At 58.2% G+C, this 16,297-nt stretch carries 15 protein-coding genes; 14 read left to right on the top strand and 1 reads right to left on the bottom strand.

All coding sequences use genetic code 11. From position 1 onward, the window contains the following. Positions 1 to 1,045 (bottom strand): L-serine ammonia-lyase (locus Q8Q83_RS11730; RefSeq protein WP_305623908.1); only part of this gene is annotated, 1,045 nt, incomplete at its 3' end. Positions 1,046 to 1,637: 592 nt separating this feature from the next. Between Q8Q83_RS11730 and Q8Q83_RS11725 the strand changes: the two genes are divergently transcribed. From Q8Q83_RS11725 to Q8Q83_RS11660, 14 genes are all read left to right on the top strand, one after another. Further along, positions 1,638 to 2,576, top strand: coding sequence for a choline ABC transporter substrate-binding protein (locus Q8Q83_RS11725; protein ID WP_305623906.1), 939 nt, complete (start codon positions 1,638 to 1,640; stop codon positions 2,574 to 2,576). A gap of 656 nt (positions 2,577 to 3,232) precedes the next feature. Then, a complete protein-coding gene (locus Q8Q83_RS11720; RefSeq protein WP_305623904.1) occupies positions 3,233 to 4,438 on the top strand; it encodes a glycine betaine/L-proline ABC transporter ATP-binding protein in 1,206 nt (401 codons plus the stop codon). Further along, complete coding sequence (locus tag Q8Q83_RS11715) at positions 4,431 to 5,312, top strand: proline/glycine betaine ABC transporter permease (protein ID WP_305623902.1); 882 nt, start codon at positions 4,431 to 4,433, stop codon at positions 5,310 to 5,312. The genes Q8Q83_RS11720 and Q8Q83_RS11715 overlap by 8 nt, the downstream gene beginning before the upstream one ends. Before the next feature lie 30 nt (positions 5,313 to 5,342). Further along, complete coding sequence (locus Q8Q83_RS11710) at positions 5,343 to 6,287, top strand: choline ABC transporter substrate-binding protein (protein WP_305623901.1); 945 nt, start codon at positions 5,343 to 5,345, stop codon at positions 6,285 to 6,287. Positions 6,288 to 6,702: 415 nt separating this feature from the next. Then, positions 6,703 to 7,563: a glycine betaine ABC transporter substrate-binding protein gene (locus Q8Q83_RS11705; protein WP_305623899.1), complete on the top strand. Its 861-nt coding sequence runs from the start codon at positions 6,703 to 6,705 to the stop codon at positions 7,561 to 7,563. 1,184 nt (positions 7,564 to 8,747) lie between these two features. Next, positions 8,748 to 10,229: a hypothetical protein gene (locus tag Q8Q83_RS11700; RefSeq protein WP_305623897.1), complete on the top strand. Its 1,482-nt coding sequence runs from the start codon at positions 8,748 to 8,750 to the stop codon at positions 10,227 to 10,229. Between the two features lie 287 nt (positions 10,230 to 10,516). Continuing rightward, positions 10,517 to 11,257, top strand: coding sequence for a carbon-nitrogen hydrolase family protein (locus Q8Q83_RS11695; protein ID WP_305623895.1), 741 nt, complete (start codon positions 10,517 to 10,519; stop codon positions 11,255 to 11,257). Positions 11,258 to 11,392: 135 nt separating this feature from the next. Then, a complete protein-coding gene (locus Q8Q83_RS11690) occupies positions 11,393 to 11,740 on the top strand; it encodes a helix-turn-helix transcriptional regulator (RefSeq protein WP_305623893.1) in 348 nt (115 codons plus the stop codon). A gap of 68 nt (positions 11,741 to 11,808) precedes the next feature. Further along, on the top strand, positions 11,809 to 12,882 hold the full coding sequence (locus tag Q8Q83_RS11685) for an alpha/beta fold hydrolase (RefSeq protein ID WP_305623891.1): 1,074 nt from the start codon (positions 11,809 to 11,811) through the stop codon (positions 12,880 to 12,882). A gap of 22 nt (positions 12,883 to 12,904) precedes the next feature. Beyond that, on the top strand, positions 12,905 to 13,672 hold the full coding sequence (locus Q8Q83_RS11680) for a sterol desaturase family protein (RefSeq protein ID WP_305623889.1): 768 nt from the start codon (positions 12,905 to 12,907) through the stop codon (positions 13,670 to 13,672). Positions 13,673 to 14,090: 418 nt separating this feature from the next. Then, on the top strand, positions 14,091 to 14,585 hold the full coding sequence (locus Q8Q83_RS11675; RefSeq protein ID WP_305623888.1) for a GFA family protein: 495 nt from the start codon (positions 14,091 to 14,093) through the stop codon (positions 14,583 to 14,585). 66 nt (positions 14,586 to 14,651) lie between these two features. Beyond that, the gene (locus tag Q8Q83_RS11670) at positions 14,652 to 14,960 is read left to right on the top strand and encodes an EthD family reductase (protein ID WP_305623886.1); all 309 of its coding nucleotides are present in this window, start codon (positions 14,652 to 14,654) and stop codon (positions 14,958 to 14,960) included. A 249-nt stretch (positions 14,961 to 15,209) separates the two neighbouring features. Beyond that, positions 15,210 to 15,698, top strand: a complete 489-nt coding sequence (locus tag Q8Q83_RS11665) for a GNAT family N-acetyltransferase (protein WP_305623884.1) — start codon at positions 15,210 to 15,212, stop codon at positions 15,696 to 15,698. An 87-nt stretch (positions 15,699 to 15,785) separates the two neighbouring features. Continuing rightward, a complete protein-coding gene (locus tag Q8Q83_RS11660) occupies positions 15,786 to 16,118 on the top strand; it encodes an isochorismate lyase (protein WP_305623882.1) in 333 nt (110 codons plus the stop codon). Positions 16,119 to 16,297: the final 179 nt, after the last annotated feature.

Below are 16,297 nucleotides of genomic sequence, written 5' to 3'. Positions count from 1 at the left end.
CGACCTCGCCCTGGCAGCCGACTTCGGCGCCGGAAATGGAGGCGTTCTTCTTGCACAGGATGCCGACGGCCGCCGCCGCCAGCAGGTAGTCGACCACATTGGCCTCGCTCACCGCCGGGCTGAAGCGCACGTAGTAATGCAGCACCGCCGGGATGATGCCGGCCGCGCCGTTGGTCGGCGCGGTCACCATGCGCCCGCCGGCGGCGTTCTCCTCATTCACTGCCAGGGCGAACAGGTTGACCCATTCCATGCCGCTCAGGGTCGAGCCGATCACATTGGGCTTGCTCATTTCCTGCAGGCTGCGGTGCAGCTTGGCCGCGCGGCGCTTCACATTCAGGCCGCCGGGCAGAATGCCCTCGTGCTTGAGGCCCTGCTCGACGCAATCGCGCATGGCTTGCCACAGGCGCATCAGGCCGCTGCGGATTTCCGCCTCGCTGCGCCAGGCCTTCTCGTTGGCCATCATCAATTCGGAGACCCGCAGGCCGTGCTCCTGGCACAGCCGCAGCAGCTGCTCGGCGCTGTCGAAGTCGTAGGGCAGCTGGGTGTGATCCTGGTCCAGCTGGCCGGTGGCGGCCTGCTCGGCATCCACCACGAAACCGCCGCCGACCGAATAGTAGGTGTCCTCGTGCAGCAGGCTGCCGTCGGCCGCGAAGGCGCTCAGGCACATGGCATTGGGGTGATAGGGCAGGTTCTCCTCGAGCAGCAGCATGTCGCGCGCCCAGTCGAAGGCGACCGCTACCCGGCCGTCGAGCTGCAGCGTGCCGCTGGCGAGCAATTCGTTGATGCGCGGCTCGATGCTGGCGGGGTCGATCTGATCCGGCCAATCGCCCATCAAGCCCATGATCACCGCACGGTCGCTGCCGTGGCCGACGCCGGTAGCCGACAGCGAGCCATACAGGCGCACCTGCACGCGCTGCACGCGCTCGAGCAAATGCCGCTCACGCAGCGCGCCGACGTACAGGGCGGCGGCGCGCATGGGCCCGACTGTATGCGAACTGGACGGGCCGATGCCGATCTTGAACAAGTCAAACACGCTAATAGCCACGAATCTCTCCTGCTGAGTTGCTTCTTGAGCGCCATCATCGGGATTTCCCGACCCCGCAGCCGCCCCACACCGACCCGCCCATATCTAAATCCGTCAGCGCCGGCGCCCATATGGCGGATGGCCTGCTGTCACCTGCAGCGGCGTTTTTGTAGCCCGGATAAAATCCGGGAATATCTCCCCGCGCATAGCCGCTCCCGGATTGCATCCGGGCTACGCGCTGCCGAATCCTGTAGGTTGGGCTGAGCTCAGCGAAGCCCAACATTGCGGTCGAGAGCCATAAACCCAACCCAGCCAGGCCGCCGAGCGGAGCGCTGCGCACTCCCCGTTGGGCTTCGCAGGCTCAGCGCCAACCTACGCTCTCCCCGCCCCGGCATCGACCTGTGCGCCCGCTCGCAGTTTTGCCAAGCCGCGCGGCGAAATGCGACAACAGCGTTCCAGTTGCGACGCGGCGCATAGGCAGCGGGCGAACTGTGTCGGCATGATCCAGGCGCCCATGGACTGGCCAGCCGCTGTTCGCAACGCCTCGCCCTGTGGCCTCAATCCCGGTCCAGCGCGGCCGGAGCGCCCTGTCACTGGTTGTTGGATACGCCCTATGAAGCTGGATAAATGCTGGTTGTTGGCCGCCGCCCTGAGTACCCCCCTGCTGGCCCAGGCCGTGGAACCCGCCGAGTGCGACCTGGTTCGCTTCGCCGATGTCGGCTGGACCGATATCACCGTCACCACCGCGGTCACTCGCCAGTTGCTCAGCGAGCTGGGCTACCGCACCCAGGTCAAGCGCCTGTCCGTGCCGGACACCTACAAGGCGCTGCAGGAGAAGAAGATCGAGGTGTTTCTCGGCAACTGGATGCCGAGCATGGAAAACGACATCAAGCCCTATGTGGAAAACGGCTCGGTGCAAACCCTGGGGGCCAACCTGGAGGGCGCCAAATACACCTTGGCGGTCAACCAGGCGGCCTATGACGGCGGCTTGAAGAGCTTCGCCGACCTGGCCAAGTTCAAGAAGGAGCTGGGCGGCAAGCTGTACGGCATAGAACCGGGCAACGACGGCAACAAGCTGATCCAGTCGATGATCGACAAGAACGCCTTCGGCCTCAAAGGCTTTAGCCTGGTGGAGTCCAGCGAGAGCGGCATGCTGGCCCAGGTCAAACGCGCCGAGCACCTCAAGCAGTGGGCGGTGTTCCTCGGCTGGGCGCCCCACCCGATGAACAACCAGTTGCAGATGCAGTACCTGAGCGGCGGCGATGACTATTTCGGCGCCAACTTCGGCGGCGCCACCGTCTACACCAACGTGCGCACCGGCTATACCGAGCAGTGCCCGAATGTCGGCAAGCTGCTGAGAAACCTGCGTTTCAGCCTGGAGATGGAAAGCTACCTGATGGGCGCTATCCTCAATAAAAATACCAACCCGCGACGCGAAGCCAAGGCCTGGCTCAAGGCCAACCCGCAGACGGTCAAGACCTGGCTCGCCGGCGTCACCCACCGCGACGGGCAGCCGGCGCAGTTGCCCGCAGGCGCCAACCCAGCCCCCTAAGGCGCAATTATTTGCGCCTGCGCCGCCGCCCTCGGGCTACCCCGGGCGGCCCCAGGGAAATGGCTGCACAGCACGGCCGGCGCGGCTTGCAGCCTGGGTACAGGAAGCCGGAAGTCTGTTATGGTTTTCCCCATGTCGCCTCCCAACACGTCAGAGTCGCAAACCGACAATTGCGACAACTCGAAGACTATATCGTTGAGTCAGCCGATTTCGTCACTGCCAGCCCCCATAGAGGCTGGTAGACCGGAGCTCCCCAGCTCCGAACCGAAGCATAGATAAGCGCTGGCTCCCCCTCATTGGGTGCCAGTCCAACAAGAAATTTCGGATGTACGCGCAGCTCGGATAGAGCTGTGTAAACCCCAAGGATTGGGCTTCGTAACACTGCCAGAGGGTTTGGAAAGCGGTTTGCAACAAGGCTTGGCAAGGATCACTCGACAGCACAACCCAAGTAGCGTGCATTGCCGGTATGGCAATCAACGCGCTGCCCAGGCTGTGCCTTTGGGCCCTGACAGGCTGCGCGGCAAAGCACCGACCAGGCCTCGGAATCACGTAAACCCACACAGGCAAGAACAGTCGGCATCACCGTACGCTCGCCTTCTGGCGTGCGCCCGGCTTCGCAGCACTGATCTGGATGTCTACTGAAGGGGAACCATCCCATGCGGTCTGGAAAAATCGTCGTCGAGAACCTCTACAAGGTTTTCGGCGCGCAGCCACAAGAAGCCATCGACCTGCTCAAGCAAGGTTGGAGTAAAGAGCGGATTCTGGCCGAGAAAGGCGCGGTAATCGGCGTCAGCGACGTGTCGTTCAGCGTCGAAGAAGGCGAGATCTTCGTCTTGATGGGCCTCTCCGGCTCGGGCAAATCGACCCTGATCCGGCTGATCAACCGCTTGATCGAACCCACCGCCGGCGATGTGTTTATCGACGGGCAAAACGTCGCCAAGCTGCCCAAGGCGCAACTGATCGACCTGCGCCGCCGTGATATGAGCATGGTGTTCCAGTCCTTCGCCCTGATGCCCTCGCGCACCGTGCTGGACAACGCCGCCTTCGGCTTGGAAGTGGCCGGCAAGAGTCGCAAGGAGCGCGAACAGCGCGCCATGGAAGTCTTGAAGCAGGTGGGCCTGGATACCTTCGCCCACAAGCACCCGCACGAGCTGTCGGGCGGCATGCAGCAGCGCGTCGGCCTGGCCCGCGCCCTGGCGGTCGACCCCTCGATGATCATCATGGACGAGGCCTTCTCCGCCCTCGACCCGCTCAAGCGCCGCGAGATGCAGGACGTGCTGCTGGAGCTGCAGAAGACCCACCGCCGCACCATCATCTTCGTTTCCCACGATATCGAGGAGGCCATGCGCATCGGCACCCGCATCGGCATCATGGAAGGCGGCAAGCTGGTGCAGATCGGCACCCCGCAGGAGTTGATCGACAACCCGGCCAACGACTACGTGCGCAACTTCTTCCACACAGTCGACACCAACCGCTACCTCACCGCCGGCCAGCTGATGGCCGACAGCGTGCCGATCTACGTGCACAACGGCCGAGCGCCGGATGCGCAGAAGGTCTGCCAGGAGCTGCAGGCGCTGGACAAGCACTACGCCTTTGTCGTCGACGAGCAGAACAAATTCCAGGGCTCCATCAGCCTGGAGAAGATCGCCTTGCTGGTCGAGGGCGGCAACAGCTGCGGCCTCGACCAACAGGTGCTCAAGCAGATCACCCCGGTACCGGAAAACCTGCCACTGGATCAGGTGATCGAGCGCCTGGTGGTCAACGAAGGGCCGATCCCGGTGATCGACCAGAACGGCAACTACAGCGGCGCCATCAGCAAAGGCCGTTTGCTCAGCCGCCTGCAGGGAGAGTTCCATGAGTGAGAAAAAACTCGACCTGGGTAGCTGGGTCAACGATGTGGTGCAGCACCTGCTGGACAACTACAGCGACGGCTTCGACACCATCGGCGGCCTGGTCGACGGCTTCGCCGCAGGCATCGAATGGCTGCTGATGCTGCCGCCGGCCTGGCTGCTGATCAGCCTGTTCGTCGGCCTCAGCCTGTGGCGCATCAGCTACAAGTTCGCCATCTTCACCGCCATCTCCTTCGTGCTGATCGTGCTCACCGGTTTCTGGGAACAGACGGTGGTGACCCTCGGCCTGACCTTCTCCGCCACCCTGATCAGCCTGCTGCTCGGCGTGCCCCTGGGCATCTGGGCGGCGCGCAGCGAGCGGGTGGCGACCATCACCCGGCCGATCCTCGACTTTATGCAGACCATGCCGGCCTTCGTCTACCTGATCCCGGCGGCCATGCTGTTCGGCCTCGGTCGGGTGCCGGGGATCATCGCCACGGTGATCTTCGCCATGCCACCGGCGGTGCGCCTGACCAACCTGGGCATCCGCCAGGTCAACAAGGAAATCATCGAAGCCGGCCAGTCGTTCGGCTGCACCCAGCGCCAGTTGCTGTTCAAGGTGCAACTGCCGAACGCCATGCCGTCGATCATGGCCGGGGTCAACCAGACCATCATGATGGCCCTGTCGATGGTGATCATCGCCTCCATGGTCGGCGCCGGCGGCCTGGGCAACGACGTACTGGCGAGCATCCAGCGCCTGGACATCGGCCTGGGCTTCGAAAGCGGCATGGCCGTGGTGTTGCTGGCGATCATCCTCGACCGCATCACCGAAAGTTTCGGAACTCCGCAGACCACCAAGCGCCGCAGTCTGGTCGCCTGGTTCGGCGGCAAACTTCAACGTCAGTAAGTCTTACCTTCGTTCAACAGGGAGTCGCAGATGAAAACGATAAAAACGCTCGCAGGTGTCGGCCTGCTCTCCGTTGCCATGCTGCAAAGCGCTTGGGCGCAGGAGCCTGAGAGCTGCAAGATGGTGCGCTTCGCGGAAATTGGCTGGGCCGACATCGCCGCCACCACCGGCGTGGCCATGACCCTCAGCGAAGGCCTGGGCTACCAGACGCGCAAGATCATGGCCTCGGTGCCCATCGCCTTTACCGGGGTGAAGAACAAGCAGATCGACGTGTTCCTCGGCTACTGGGCGCCGTCCATGGACGCGGTGATCGAGCCGTTCACCAAGGACAACGGCGTCAAGGTACTGCCCAAGGCCAACCTGGAAGGGGCCAAGTACACATTGGCCGTACCGACCTACGCGGCCAAAGCCGGGCTGAAAAGCTTTGCCGACATCGCCAAGTTCAAGGACCAGCTGAACGGCAAGATCTTCGGCATCGAGCCGGGTAACGACGGCAACCTGCTGATCGACAAGATGATCAAAGGCAACCAGTTCGGCCTCGGCGAATTCAAGATGGTCGAGTCCAGCGAAGCCGGCATGCTGGTGCAGCTGCAACGCGCGGTGAAGAAGAACGAGCCGGCGGTATTCCTCGGCTGGGCCCCGCACCCGATGAACACCCAGTTCGATATCACCTACCTGGAAGGTGGCGATGACGTGTTCGGCCCGGACTTCGGCGCCGCCAAGGTGTTCACCGTGGTACCGCCGGACTATGAAGCGCGTTGCGCCAACGTCGGCAAGCTGCTGAACAACCTGCAGTTCAGTGTGGAAATCGAAAGCCAGCTGATGGAAAAGGTGCTGGAAAAACAGAACCCGACCGAAGTGGCGAAAAACTGGATCAAGGCCAACCCGGCGATCCTCGACCAGTGGCTGGCCGGTGTGACCACCTACGACGGCCAGGACGGCGTCGCCGCCGTGAAGAAACACCTCGGCATGTAAGCAGTAACCGCCCGGCTCGCCGTCCTGCACTGGGACGGCCGAGCCGGAGTTTGCTCCACCCCGCGCAGCCCTCTGCGCACTAAACCAACCGCCCAGCCAACGCAGCTAATCAGCCAGCGCCGAAGCTGTTGCGTCCCAATTTTTATGACCTGTTGCCCGCAACAGACCCTGTAGGAGCCAGCTTGGCCCCCCATGGACGGGGGAAATGCAGCAAGCCGCAGAGAGCGGCTGCTGCCTGGCGATGCTCAGCGCCTCGGATCGCCAGCAAGCTGGCTCCTACTCATGCCGCGCGTCTTGGCCTATTGACCCAGGCAGAGCGGTAAAGCGACACCGCCCATGTTCACCCAGCTAGGCCCGCAAGAAGAACGCACCAGTATTCAACTGAACTGCCACTCTCACTGACGGAGCACAACCTATGCGCAACTTGAAGAACCTGTGCCTGCAAGGCCTCGGCGTCGCCGCCCTGGCCCTGGGCATGAGCACCGCCATGGCGGCGGACAAACCCAGCCTGAAGATCGGCTACGTCAACGGCTGGGACGACAGCGTCGCCGCCACCCATGTCGCCGGCGAAATTCTCCGTAGCAAGCTCGGCTATACGGTCGAACTGCAACCGGTCGAGCCGGCCATCATGTGGCAAGGCGTGGCCCGCGGCGATCTGGACGTCACCCTCTCCGCCTGGCTGCCGGCCACTCATGGCGAGTACTTCGCCAAGCTCAAGGACAAGGTCACGGTGCTCGGCACCAACTACCAAGGCGCCAAGATCGGCCTGATCGTACCGGACTATGTTGCCGCCAAAACCATCGCGGACCTCAACACCTACAGCAAGGAGTTCGACGGCAAAATCACCGGTATCGATGCCGGTGCCGGCGTCATGCGCCGCACGGAAGACGCCATCAAGGAATACCAGCTCAGCGACATCAAACTGATGCCGAGCTCAGGCCCGGCCATGGCAGTTGCCTTGACCCGCGCAGAGAAGAACAAGCAAGCCATAGTGGTAACCGGTTGGATTCCGCACTGGATGTTCGCCAAGTGGAAACTGCGCTTCCTCGAAGACCCGAAGAAAGTTTTCGGTGACGATGAGCACGTCGACACCGTAGCCAATCCAGGCCTGGCGGCCAAAGCACCTGAGGCCGCCGCCTTCCTGGAGAACTTCTCCTGGTACGGCGAAGAAGTCGGCTCGGTCATGCTCGCCATCAGCGAAGGCGCCAAACCCGAACAAGCCGCCAAAGACTGGATCGCCGCCAACCCGGAGCGGGTGGCGAGCTGGCTTAACTAAGGGCACAGCAACGCAGCTATAGCAAAGCGGACTTCGGTCCGCTTTTTTGCGGGTGGTATTTGCTTGATTTGGTGCTGGATTGGACAGATAAACGAGCCATTACTAAGGTTAAATGAGATAGCGCCAAATCATAACGGGCGATAAAGGCTGTACATCTCAGGTTTATTGCAGGCGACTTGAGAGAAAGAAATAACTTAAGACGTGACAGTGAACATTAAGCGCGCAGTTACATACCCACCTCATCACTACTACAAACAACCTAACGGAAACTAGACATGGACCGCAATACACTAAATGATTTTGATCCGAGAGCGGTTTCAGAAAACGAGATATACAAATTCCTAACTACCCAATGGCAACATCAGAACCAACTGAGCTGGAGCAAGTTATACGTAATTCTGGCTCTAGAGTCAGGAACTCTAGCTGGAAGTTACAACATAAAAGGATTGCTTGGGTGTGGCCTTGTTATAGTCGGGACCCTTATTGGCTTCATCTTGTATCGATTGATACTAAGAGACTGGGATGTTCGCAACCAGGAAAGGCTGTTGAGTATTCTCGACAGCGTTCACAGCCCGCTGGGCCTTCGTATGATTCCTCCTGCGAAGTCAACACTAAGCAACGGCAAATTTCTCCTAAATCTACTTTTCATAATTCTGCTGCTAACAAATCTTGCTGCATTTGCATACCTGCTTCCCTGCAAGTACGAGCCAATTTCAACTGCCACGAACATAGATCAAATGCACGCTAACCCGGCGGTCGAGGGGAAGATGTGTGATAAGGCCGCGCAGCACCCTTGCCTTGAATGTTACAGCTGTTGAGTGGGCAGGGACAGACCACGGTTTTGCTGAAAACGTCTAATGATTAATCGTGGTCTGTCCCTGAGTGATCCCTCGCCGGACTAGGCTAAACCCGCGCCTTGATCCACCCCCCACAGGCCCGCGCACCAGATTGCCGACCTGAAGTAATCGGGGACAGGCCACGATTTTGCTGAACACGTCTTCTGATTAATCGTGGTCTGTCCCTGATTATCCGCCCGCAACTCCTCGTGACCTTCGCCAGTACCGCTTGTCTGATCGAATAGAAATCTCACAACGACCGGCTACCTTTCAATCCATAACGTCAGCTGATCATACGGCAACACCCAAGATTCGGTTCGCATACCATTGAGCTATGGAGTAAGACCAATGCGTGCACACCCTCGATCCGTGTTGCAACCAGCAGGTTTAATCGTCGCTGGTCTCCTCTCTCTTAGTGGTTGTATGTCGGGTGGAATTACAACCACAACCGGCGAGAGTGCACCTGATACGCTGGCGGTCTTTAAGAGTGGTGAAGCTCGCCTAACCTGCATTGTTTCCTGTGGATACGCCTGGGGGGCTGCAGGCCAGCACGTTAAAAGCCTTTATACAAACGGGTTATGGGTTGACCTTGTAAATGAAGTAACTCGGATTGGTCACGACGATGACTTGTCCTATTTCTACCTTGGCCAGGCTGCAGAAAGGCTTGGGTACGAGGAGGCTGCCAAAACCTATTATAAATTGGCATTGTCACCCAAGTTGAAGTGTGCAGGGTTTATCAATGTTTGTAATGGGTTTGATGTTCCCAGGCTGGTCAACAAATCGCTGGCGCAAATGCAGAATAGCCGCAAGACAACTGCCGAGAAACATGATGCTAATCCGACAAATAAAACTTCATCAGTAGAGCTTACAACAGCCTCGCCTAAAAAAGAAACTATCAGTGCTGCTGCATCGACAGCAGAAAATGGCACAAACAGTAATGCCCCAGGCGAGGTGCCTCCTATAAGTGTAAGTATGTGGATGCAAATACTACCACCCCGAAACGATGAGTTAACCAGTGATTGGCTTTTGGAAACCATGGATACCTTAGGCAGTGAGTCCAAGGCATTGCGTTTGTCAAAGAAATATTCTGAGGCGCTTATCAAGTCCGTCCAGTCAACTATGCTAAGCGAATACTACATAGAAATCGAAAATTTTCATGATGCGCCAGAATTCAAGGCACGCCTGGCTAAAAATTTAGAATCGTTAAATATACTGGGCATTACAAGATCGTTTTATGATGAGTCTTTTAAAAATCTCAAGATAGCCATACCGGAAGGCACAATAAGGTCATCCCACCATGTCAATGGAAGCGTTTTCGGAAAAGCACTTGGCTCCAGATTTTCAGTTCCGGAATGCAAAAAGAATAAATATGGTGTTGGCTATAATATAGATCCAAAAACCACATGCTTCGAGCATGTGGCCAGCAGTGATACCAATCCAAATGAATTTACGGGTTACGTAAGAGTTCTATCCGCCTATGATGAAATTCCGGATGTAGTTCATGGTATTTATTACTACGCGTTACTGATCAATGGCAAATTGGAAGGTATATATTTTGATACGGGTGGCATTAAGAACATGGATTTTGTTTACGGGAAACTTCAAGGTAAATACGGAGTGCCGTCCACGAAAAATTTACGTATCGTGAAAAATATTTACGGGGCAACTTTTGATGTCACGAACGCACAATGGACTACCGATAACACAATTATTACTTTTCTCGGCGCCACCGGCACGATTGATAGCGGATCTGTAAGAATCTTTACAAAAAATGGACTTATGTATGACCGCGCACAAGAGAAAAACGCCAACAAGGAAAACTCGCTGTGATTGGCTTGCGTAAATCAGGGACAGACCAGGTTTTCCCTTCCTATCAAACACCACAGCAGCCCCTCGGTCGCAGAACGGTTAAAACCGTTCGCCGGCTCGCCTTCACCGAAGACGCCAAACCTGAACAAGCCGCCAAAAAACGCAGGGTCAGGTCTTACATTTTGCACACGGACAAAACCGGGCGCCCAACTCAAATGTCAAATGTAAGACCTGCCCCGATGCCTCTGCTATTTCGACACGGACTAGAGCCCCCCTTAACCTGAACGTTTTATTTCAAGGAAAGTGCCGTGTCACCACTAAAAATTGCGGTAGCTCAAGCCCCGTCAATACAAGGGGATGTGGATGCCAATATTTTGCTGCACGCAGAATTTATTAAAATAGCCAGAGCGCATGATGTCGCCTACCTGGTGTTCCCTGAGTTATCGCTAACCGGATATGAACCGGAATTGGCGTCAGCCTTGGCATTTACCGTGGATGACGCGCGCTTACAGCCACTCATTGCGTTGGCTGTCGCGAATAACATGCACATTGTTGTTGGCGCACCAATCGCCACAGACTCCAAGCCGAGTATTGGCGCATTTACAATCTCGCCCAGAGGAAGCATAGAAACTTATGCAAAGATGCACCTGCACCCTGGTGAGGATCGATATTTCACTGCCGGCAGAGCCCATCACGTTATTACTGTTGGCGGCACTAAAATTGCCAATGCGATTTGCGCTGATACGAACCACAGAAGTCACGCCGAGTGGTGTGCTGAATCCGGCGCTACGATTTACATCGCGGGAGTGCTAATCACGGCGAGGGGTTATGCAGCCGATACCCGGCAGTTGCAAGCTCATGCGCGGAATTTAAACATGCTGGTCGCCATGGCAAATCATAGTCAACCTACCGGCGGCTGGAAACCTATTGGCAAAAGTGCCATATGGGCACCTTCCGGATTAATTGCCTCCGCTAATGAGACTTCAAACGCCTTGCTTATCGCAGAAAAAAATCCAACCGGGTGGACCGGCTCAGCAATTGAAATATAACCAGTCGCTTAACCTCGCGTATGTAAATAATCGGGAATAATCGGGGACACCCATTAGCCCGGGTCCACAGCAGGGGCCAAAACGACCCACAACCCAGGGTTGACGCATGCATTAACGTGCATATATGCTCAAACCATGACCCAGCCCAAAAACCGTACCGAAGCCGCCGACGCCTGTATTGAAATTCTCGATACCGATTTCTTTCGGGCCTTGTGCGAGCCTGCGCGCATCCAGATATTCCGCGTGCTGGTGCTGCAAGGCCGCTCCGACATCGGCAGCATTGCCGAGACTATGCCGCAAGACCGCTCGGTGATTGCCCGGCATTTACAAACCATGGAGCGCGCCGGCTTGCTGCGCGCCCAGACTGAAGGCCGACATACCTTCTATGAAATTGACGGGCCGACCATAGCCGCGCGGGTCGAGCAGATTGCCGGGCTAATCCAGACCCTGGTGCCCTTGTGCTGCGGGGCACCTAACAGCTAATTTTTTTACCCAAATACAGGCATATCGGTGCATATGCGCCCTTATTAAACTGCGACTCAGGAGCAAATATGAGCAATCGAACAGCCTTGAAGAATACAGCCAAGGGGCTTGGGATTGGTGCCTTGAGCCTGTCACTAGGCTGGCTGGCACTGGCCTGGAACTCAGGGCAGTTGCGACCCAACGATGCCCGCTGGGCGCTAACCGCCGGCGAGTTCACCGACGACGGTTTCTCGGCGCAGAAAAAACTAATGACGCTGCCCGATGGCAGCCAAGTGGCCTATCTGGACATCGGCCAAGGACCAGCCCTAGTCCTGCTGCATGGCTGCCCGTTCAGCGTATTTGAATGGAACGCCATCCTCCCAGAGCTGAGCAAACACTACCGCGTGATTGCCCCGGATCTGCGCGGCCTGGGCGATACGCCGGTGCGTTTGAACGACGATTATCGGCTAGACACAGACGTAAAAATGCTCAGTCAATTGCTCGATGCCTTGGCGGTCGAGTCGGCCGATTTTGTCGCCCACGACCACGGCGGCGCGGTGGCGCAGCTGTTGATGCGCGACGACCCGACGCGCATCCAGAAACTCGTGCTCAGCAACGTCGAAGCCTATGACCAGTGGCCCAGCGCACCCGAAATCCCGATCCTCAAGGCCATCGTCAGCCCCCTCAGCAGCCCATTGATGTACCACGCGCTCAAGTTTGAGTGGGTGCAACGCCAAGCCTTTGCGGTTGCCGTGTTCGACCAGCAAAGCCTCACGGCCGAGGTGCTGCGCGGCTACGCCCTACCCCATGTGGCCAGCAAAGAGCGCTGGCAACGGCTGCGGCGCTTCTTCACCTGGCAGCTCGACCCCAACCACGCGCAAAGCACCACAGTCCAAGCCGTGCCCGCCATGCGCGCATTCAAGGCGCCAACCCTGCTGCTGTGGGGCGAACAAGACAACAACTTTGGCCCGCAACTGGCCAGACGCTTAGCGCGGGACATTCCCGGCGTGCAGGGCATCGAGTATTTGCACAAGTCCGCCCATATGCCGTTTCAGGAACAGCCGGCGCAATACGCTCAAGCGCTGCTGGCCTTTTTGCAGACTGGCGCAGTAACCGAGCAAGCCCGGCAAGCACTGGCATCAGCCCGTGCAAGCAGCCACTAACCTCGCCAATCAGGAGAACAATATGCAACTTGCCGACTTAGTCGGGATTGCCATCCCCTTGGTTTTTATCCTGCTACTGGCCATCGAAGCCCGCCATACGGCCCGAACATTCAGCGCAGTGCCGCACTGGCGAATCACTGGCGCGCTGTTCTTGGTCATGGTGCTGATCGCCGGCTCCATAGTGCCGCTGCTGCTGCCGCTGGCTTGGTTACAGCAACACAGCCTGCTTAACCTCAATGATCTGGGGTTGTGGGCTATTGCGCCGGGGGTGCTGGCCGTGACCTTGGCCGGTTATTGGCTGCATCGCGCCATGCACCGCTTCGACTGGCTGTGGCTGGGCGCGCACCAATTGCACCACAGCCCTGATCGGATCGATGTGGCCGGCGCCTATTTCGCCCATCCGCTGGAGATAATGCTGAAGGTCGGCAGCAGTACGCTGATCACCAGCTTTGTGCTCGGCCTAACCCCGCTGGCCGCGGCGCTGGTGGGCTTGTTCGTGGCCATCACCAGCCTCTTTCAGCACAGCAACATCAACACCCCACGCTGGTTAGGTTATCTCGTGCAACGGCCGGAATCGCACTGCCTGCACCACGAATACCAAGTGCATGGCCGCAACTACAGCGACCTGCCGCTGTGGGACATAGTCTTCGGCACCTTCGTCAATCCGCACAGCTTTAGCGGCAAAGTCGGCTTCCAGTTAGCCGCCCCGCCCTCGGTGCTCGACCTCTTGCTCATGCGTGACGCGCACAAAGCCAAACCAACAACGGTCGACAACGGCCTAGCCGGTTAAAGCAAAAACAACCACGCATAAAAAAGCCCCAGAGTGCCGTTTAGCACTCTGGGGTTTTTGCCGTTCGGGCTTAGGCCCGGGCGGGCTGCTGCTGGGTTGAGCAAAGAATAATCGGGGGCAGACCACGGTTTTGCTAAACATAATAGTGGTCTGTCTCTTATTAGGCCGCGTGCCGGCCTATGCCGCCCGAATCAGCCAGGCTCCGCTGGTGATAACTGCAGATGACCGCGAAGCGGTCGCACCAGATTGCCGATCTGCAGCAGCAGGGGTCAGGTCTTACATTTGACATTTGGTAGCAGGTTCCCCCTTCCAATTAAACATCGAGCAGCCCCTCGGTCTCAAAACGGTTAAAACCGCTCGCCGGACTAAGCTAAAGCCCGCGTCTTGATCCCCCCAGGCCCGCCAGGAGACCCGCCTAATGAATACCGAAGCCAGCTACTACGATGGCGGCTGTACCTGCCGCCATGTTCGTTACCGCGTGAGCCGCACGCCGCTGATAGTTCACGCCTGCCACTGCCGCTGGTGCCAGCGCGAAACCGGGTCGTCCTATGCGCATAACGCCCTGGTCGAAGCGGACCAGGTGCAACTGCTGGCCGGCGAGGTGGTGATGATCGGCACGCCCGCCGCGAGCGGTAAAGATCAGCAGATCTCGCGCTGCCCCAAGTGTCAGGTCGCGGTCTGGAGCAACTACGCCATTAGCGGCGACGCCATTCGCTTTATCCGGGTCGGCACCCTGGACGAGCCGGAGCGTATGCCGCCGGATATGCATATTTACACCGAGTCGAAACAGCCCTGGGTGGTGATCCCGCCCGGTATACCCGCCGTGACCGCGTTCTATAAGGTTCCCGAGGTGTGGCCGAAGGCAAGCCTTGAGCGTTACAGGGCGCAGATGGCGCATATGCAGAAAAGCTAAAACGAAAAACCCAAGCAGCTTTACTAAGCCCTAGGCCAAGCGCTCCACCTATAAGGAGATAACCCCATGGCAACCTTGCTAGCACTCTATAAAAAACCTGCCGACCCCGCGGCCTTCGACCGCCACTATTTCTCCACCCATATCCCCCTGGCCAAGCAAATCGCCGGGCTGCGGCGCTACGAGGTGAGTGACGGCCCGCTCGGCACGCCACAGGGCGACTCGCCCTATCACCTGGCCGCCATGCTCAGCTTCGATTCCGTGGCGGCTATTCAGCAAGCCTTGGCTTCGCCTGAGGGTCAGGCGGCAGCCGCCGACCTTGGCAACTTCGCCCAGGCAGGGGTCGAGTTGCTGATCTTCGATACAAAAACCGTCTAAAAGCAGCGCAGTAGGAGCAGACCACGACTTTACGAGGTATGCCATCGGAGGGTAGGCCGATTAGCGCTTGGTGGGTTACGTGGCGCACCAATTCCGCAGTTGCTTTGCCAACCCGCCTCGGCGCCACCCACACTACAAAAGCTGCTCGCGCACAAGAGGGGGCCGCCTTGCTCTGCCGGCATAAGAGCGCTGGCTAAAAGCCCCCTCCAACCAGTAGGGTTGGCAGAGCCAACAAGGAGTGGTTCCGCTATGTCCGTTAAGCCTACCAGCCAGCATCTGCTAATCCAGCCCGCCCAAGAATCGGACGCGCCAAGCGTGGCCGAGATGATTCAAGGCGTTGCCCATTATTTTCTCGCCACACCATCTGCCGCGGGTGCAGAAGGCTTTCTTGCCAGCCTTTCACCAGCCGCCATCGCCAGCTATATCAACAGCCCGGACTTTATCTATGTGCTCGGCTTTATCGAGGGCGAACTGGTCGGCGTCGCCGCGCTGCGCGATAACCAACATATCTATCACTTATTCGTTAGGCCAAATTTTCATCGCCTGGGTATCGCCAATCGACTCTGGCAACAATTAAAAAGCCAAGCCATAGCCGCCGGCAACACTCAAGGCTTTACGGTCAATTCTTCGCTGTTTGCCGTGCCGGTCTATGCCGGCTTCGGCTTTAGGCCAACGGGCGAGGCGCAAGCCAAGAACGGCATACACTTCCAACCCATGCACTGCCCAGCGGGCACTTAGCACTAACCCCTCGCTGGCTGAAATAGCCATGCCCCGCCAGCCAATCCAGCCAATCTGCATCGGCGCTATCTACTCGGAGCTATCTATATGGAAGTAATCAATCGTTTGTCCCCCGAGCAATGTGCGGGCATGGAGAATATCCGTGATGAAATCGATCGCCTCGATCAGGCAGTCATCAAGCTGCTGGGCAGGCGCTTTCAATACGTGCAGGCTGCGGCACAGTTCAAGACCTCGGAGACCGCGGTGCGCGCGCCCGAGCGCTTCCAGGCGATGCTCAGCCGCCGGCGCGAATGGGCCGCGGCCGAGGGCTTAAGCCCGGATGCCATCGAAAATCTCTATAGCGATCTGGTCAATCACTTTATCGCAGAGGAAATAACTCACTGGCAGTCCCAGCAGACAGCGAGCCCGCCTCAGGCTTAATCTGTGGCCCATAGCCGCCCCATCAAGGACGTTCGTCATGGCCGAGGTCATAGGAATCGATCATATCTATATCAGCGTCTCCGACCTGGCCCGCTCGGAGCGCTTCTATGACCAGGTGCTGCTGGAAGCCCTGGGTTTTCGCAAGAACAGCTTTAGCCTGGCCGGCGACCCGCATATCC

The organism is Pseudomonas sp., from assembly GCF_030696055.1.
GTDB lineage: Bacteria > Pseudomonadota > Gammaproteobacteria > Pseudomonadales > Pseudomonadaceae > Aquipseudomonas.
This window is presented reverse-complemented; position numbering and strand designations above follow the sequence as displayed.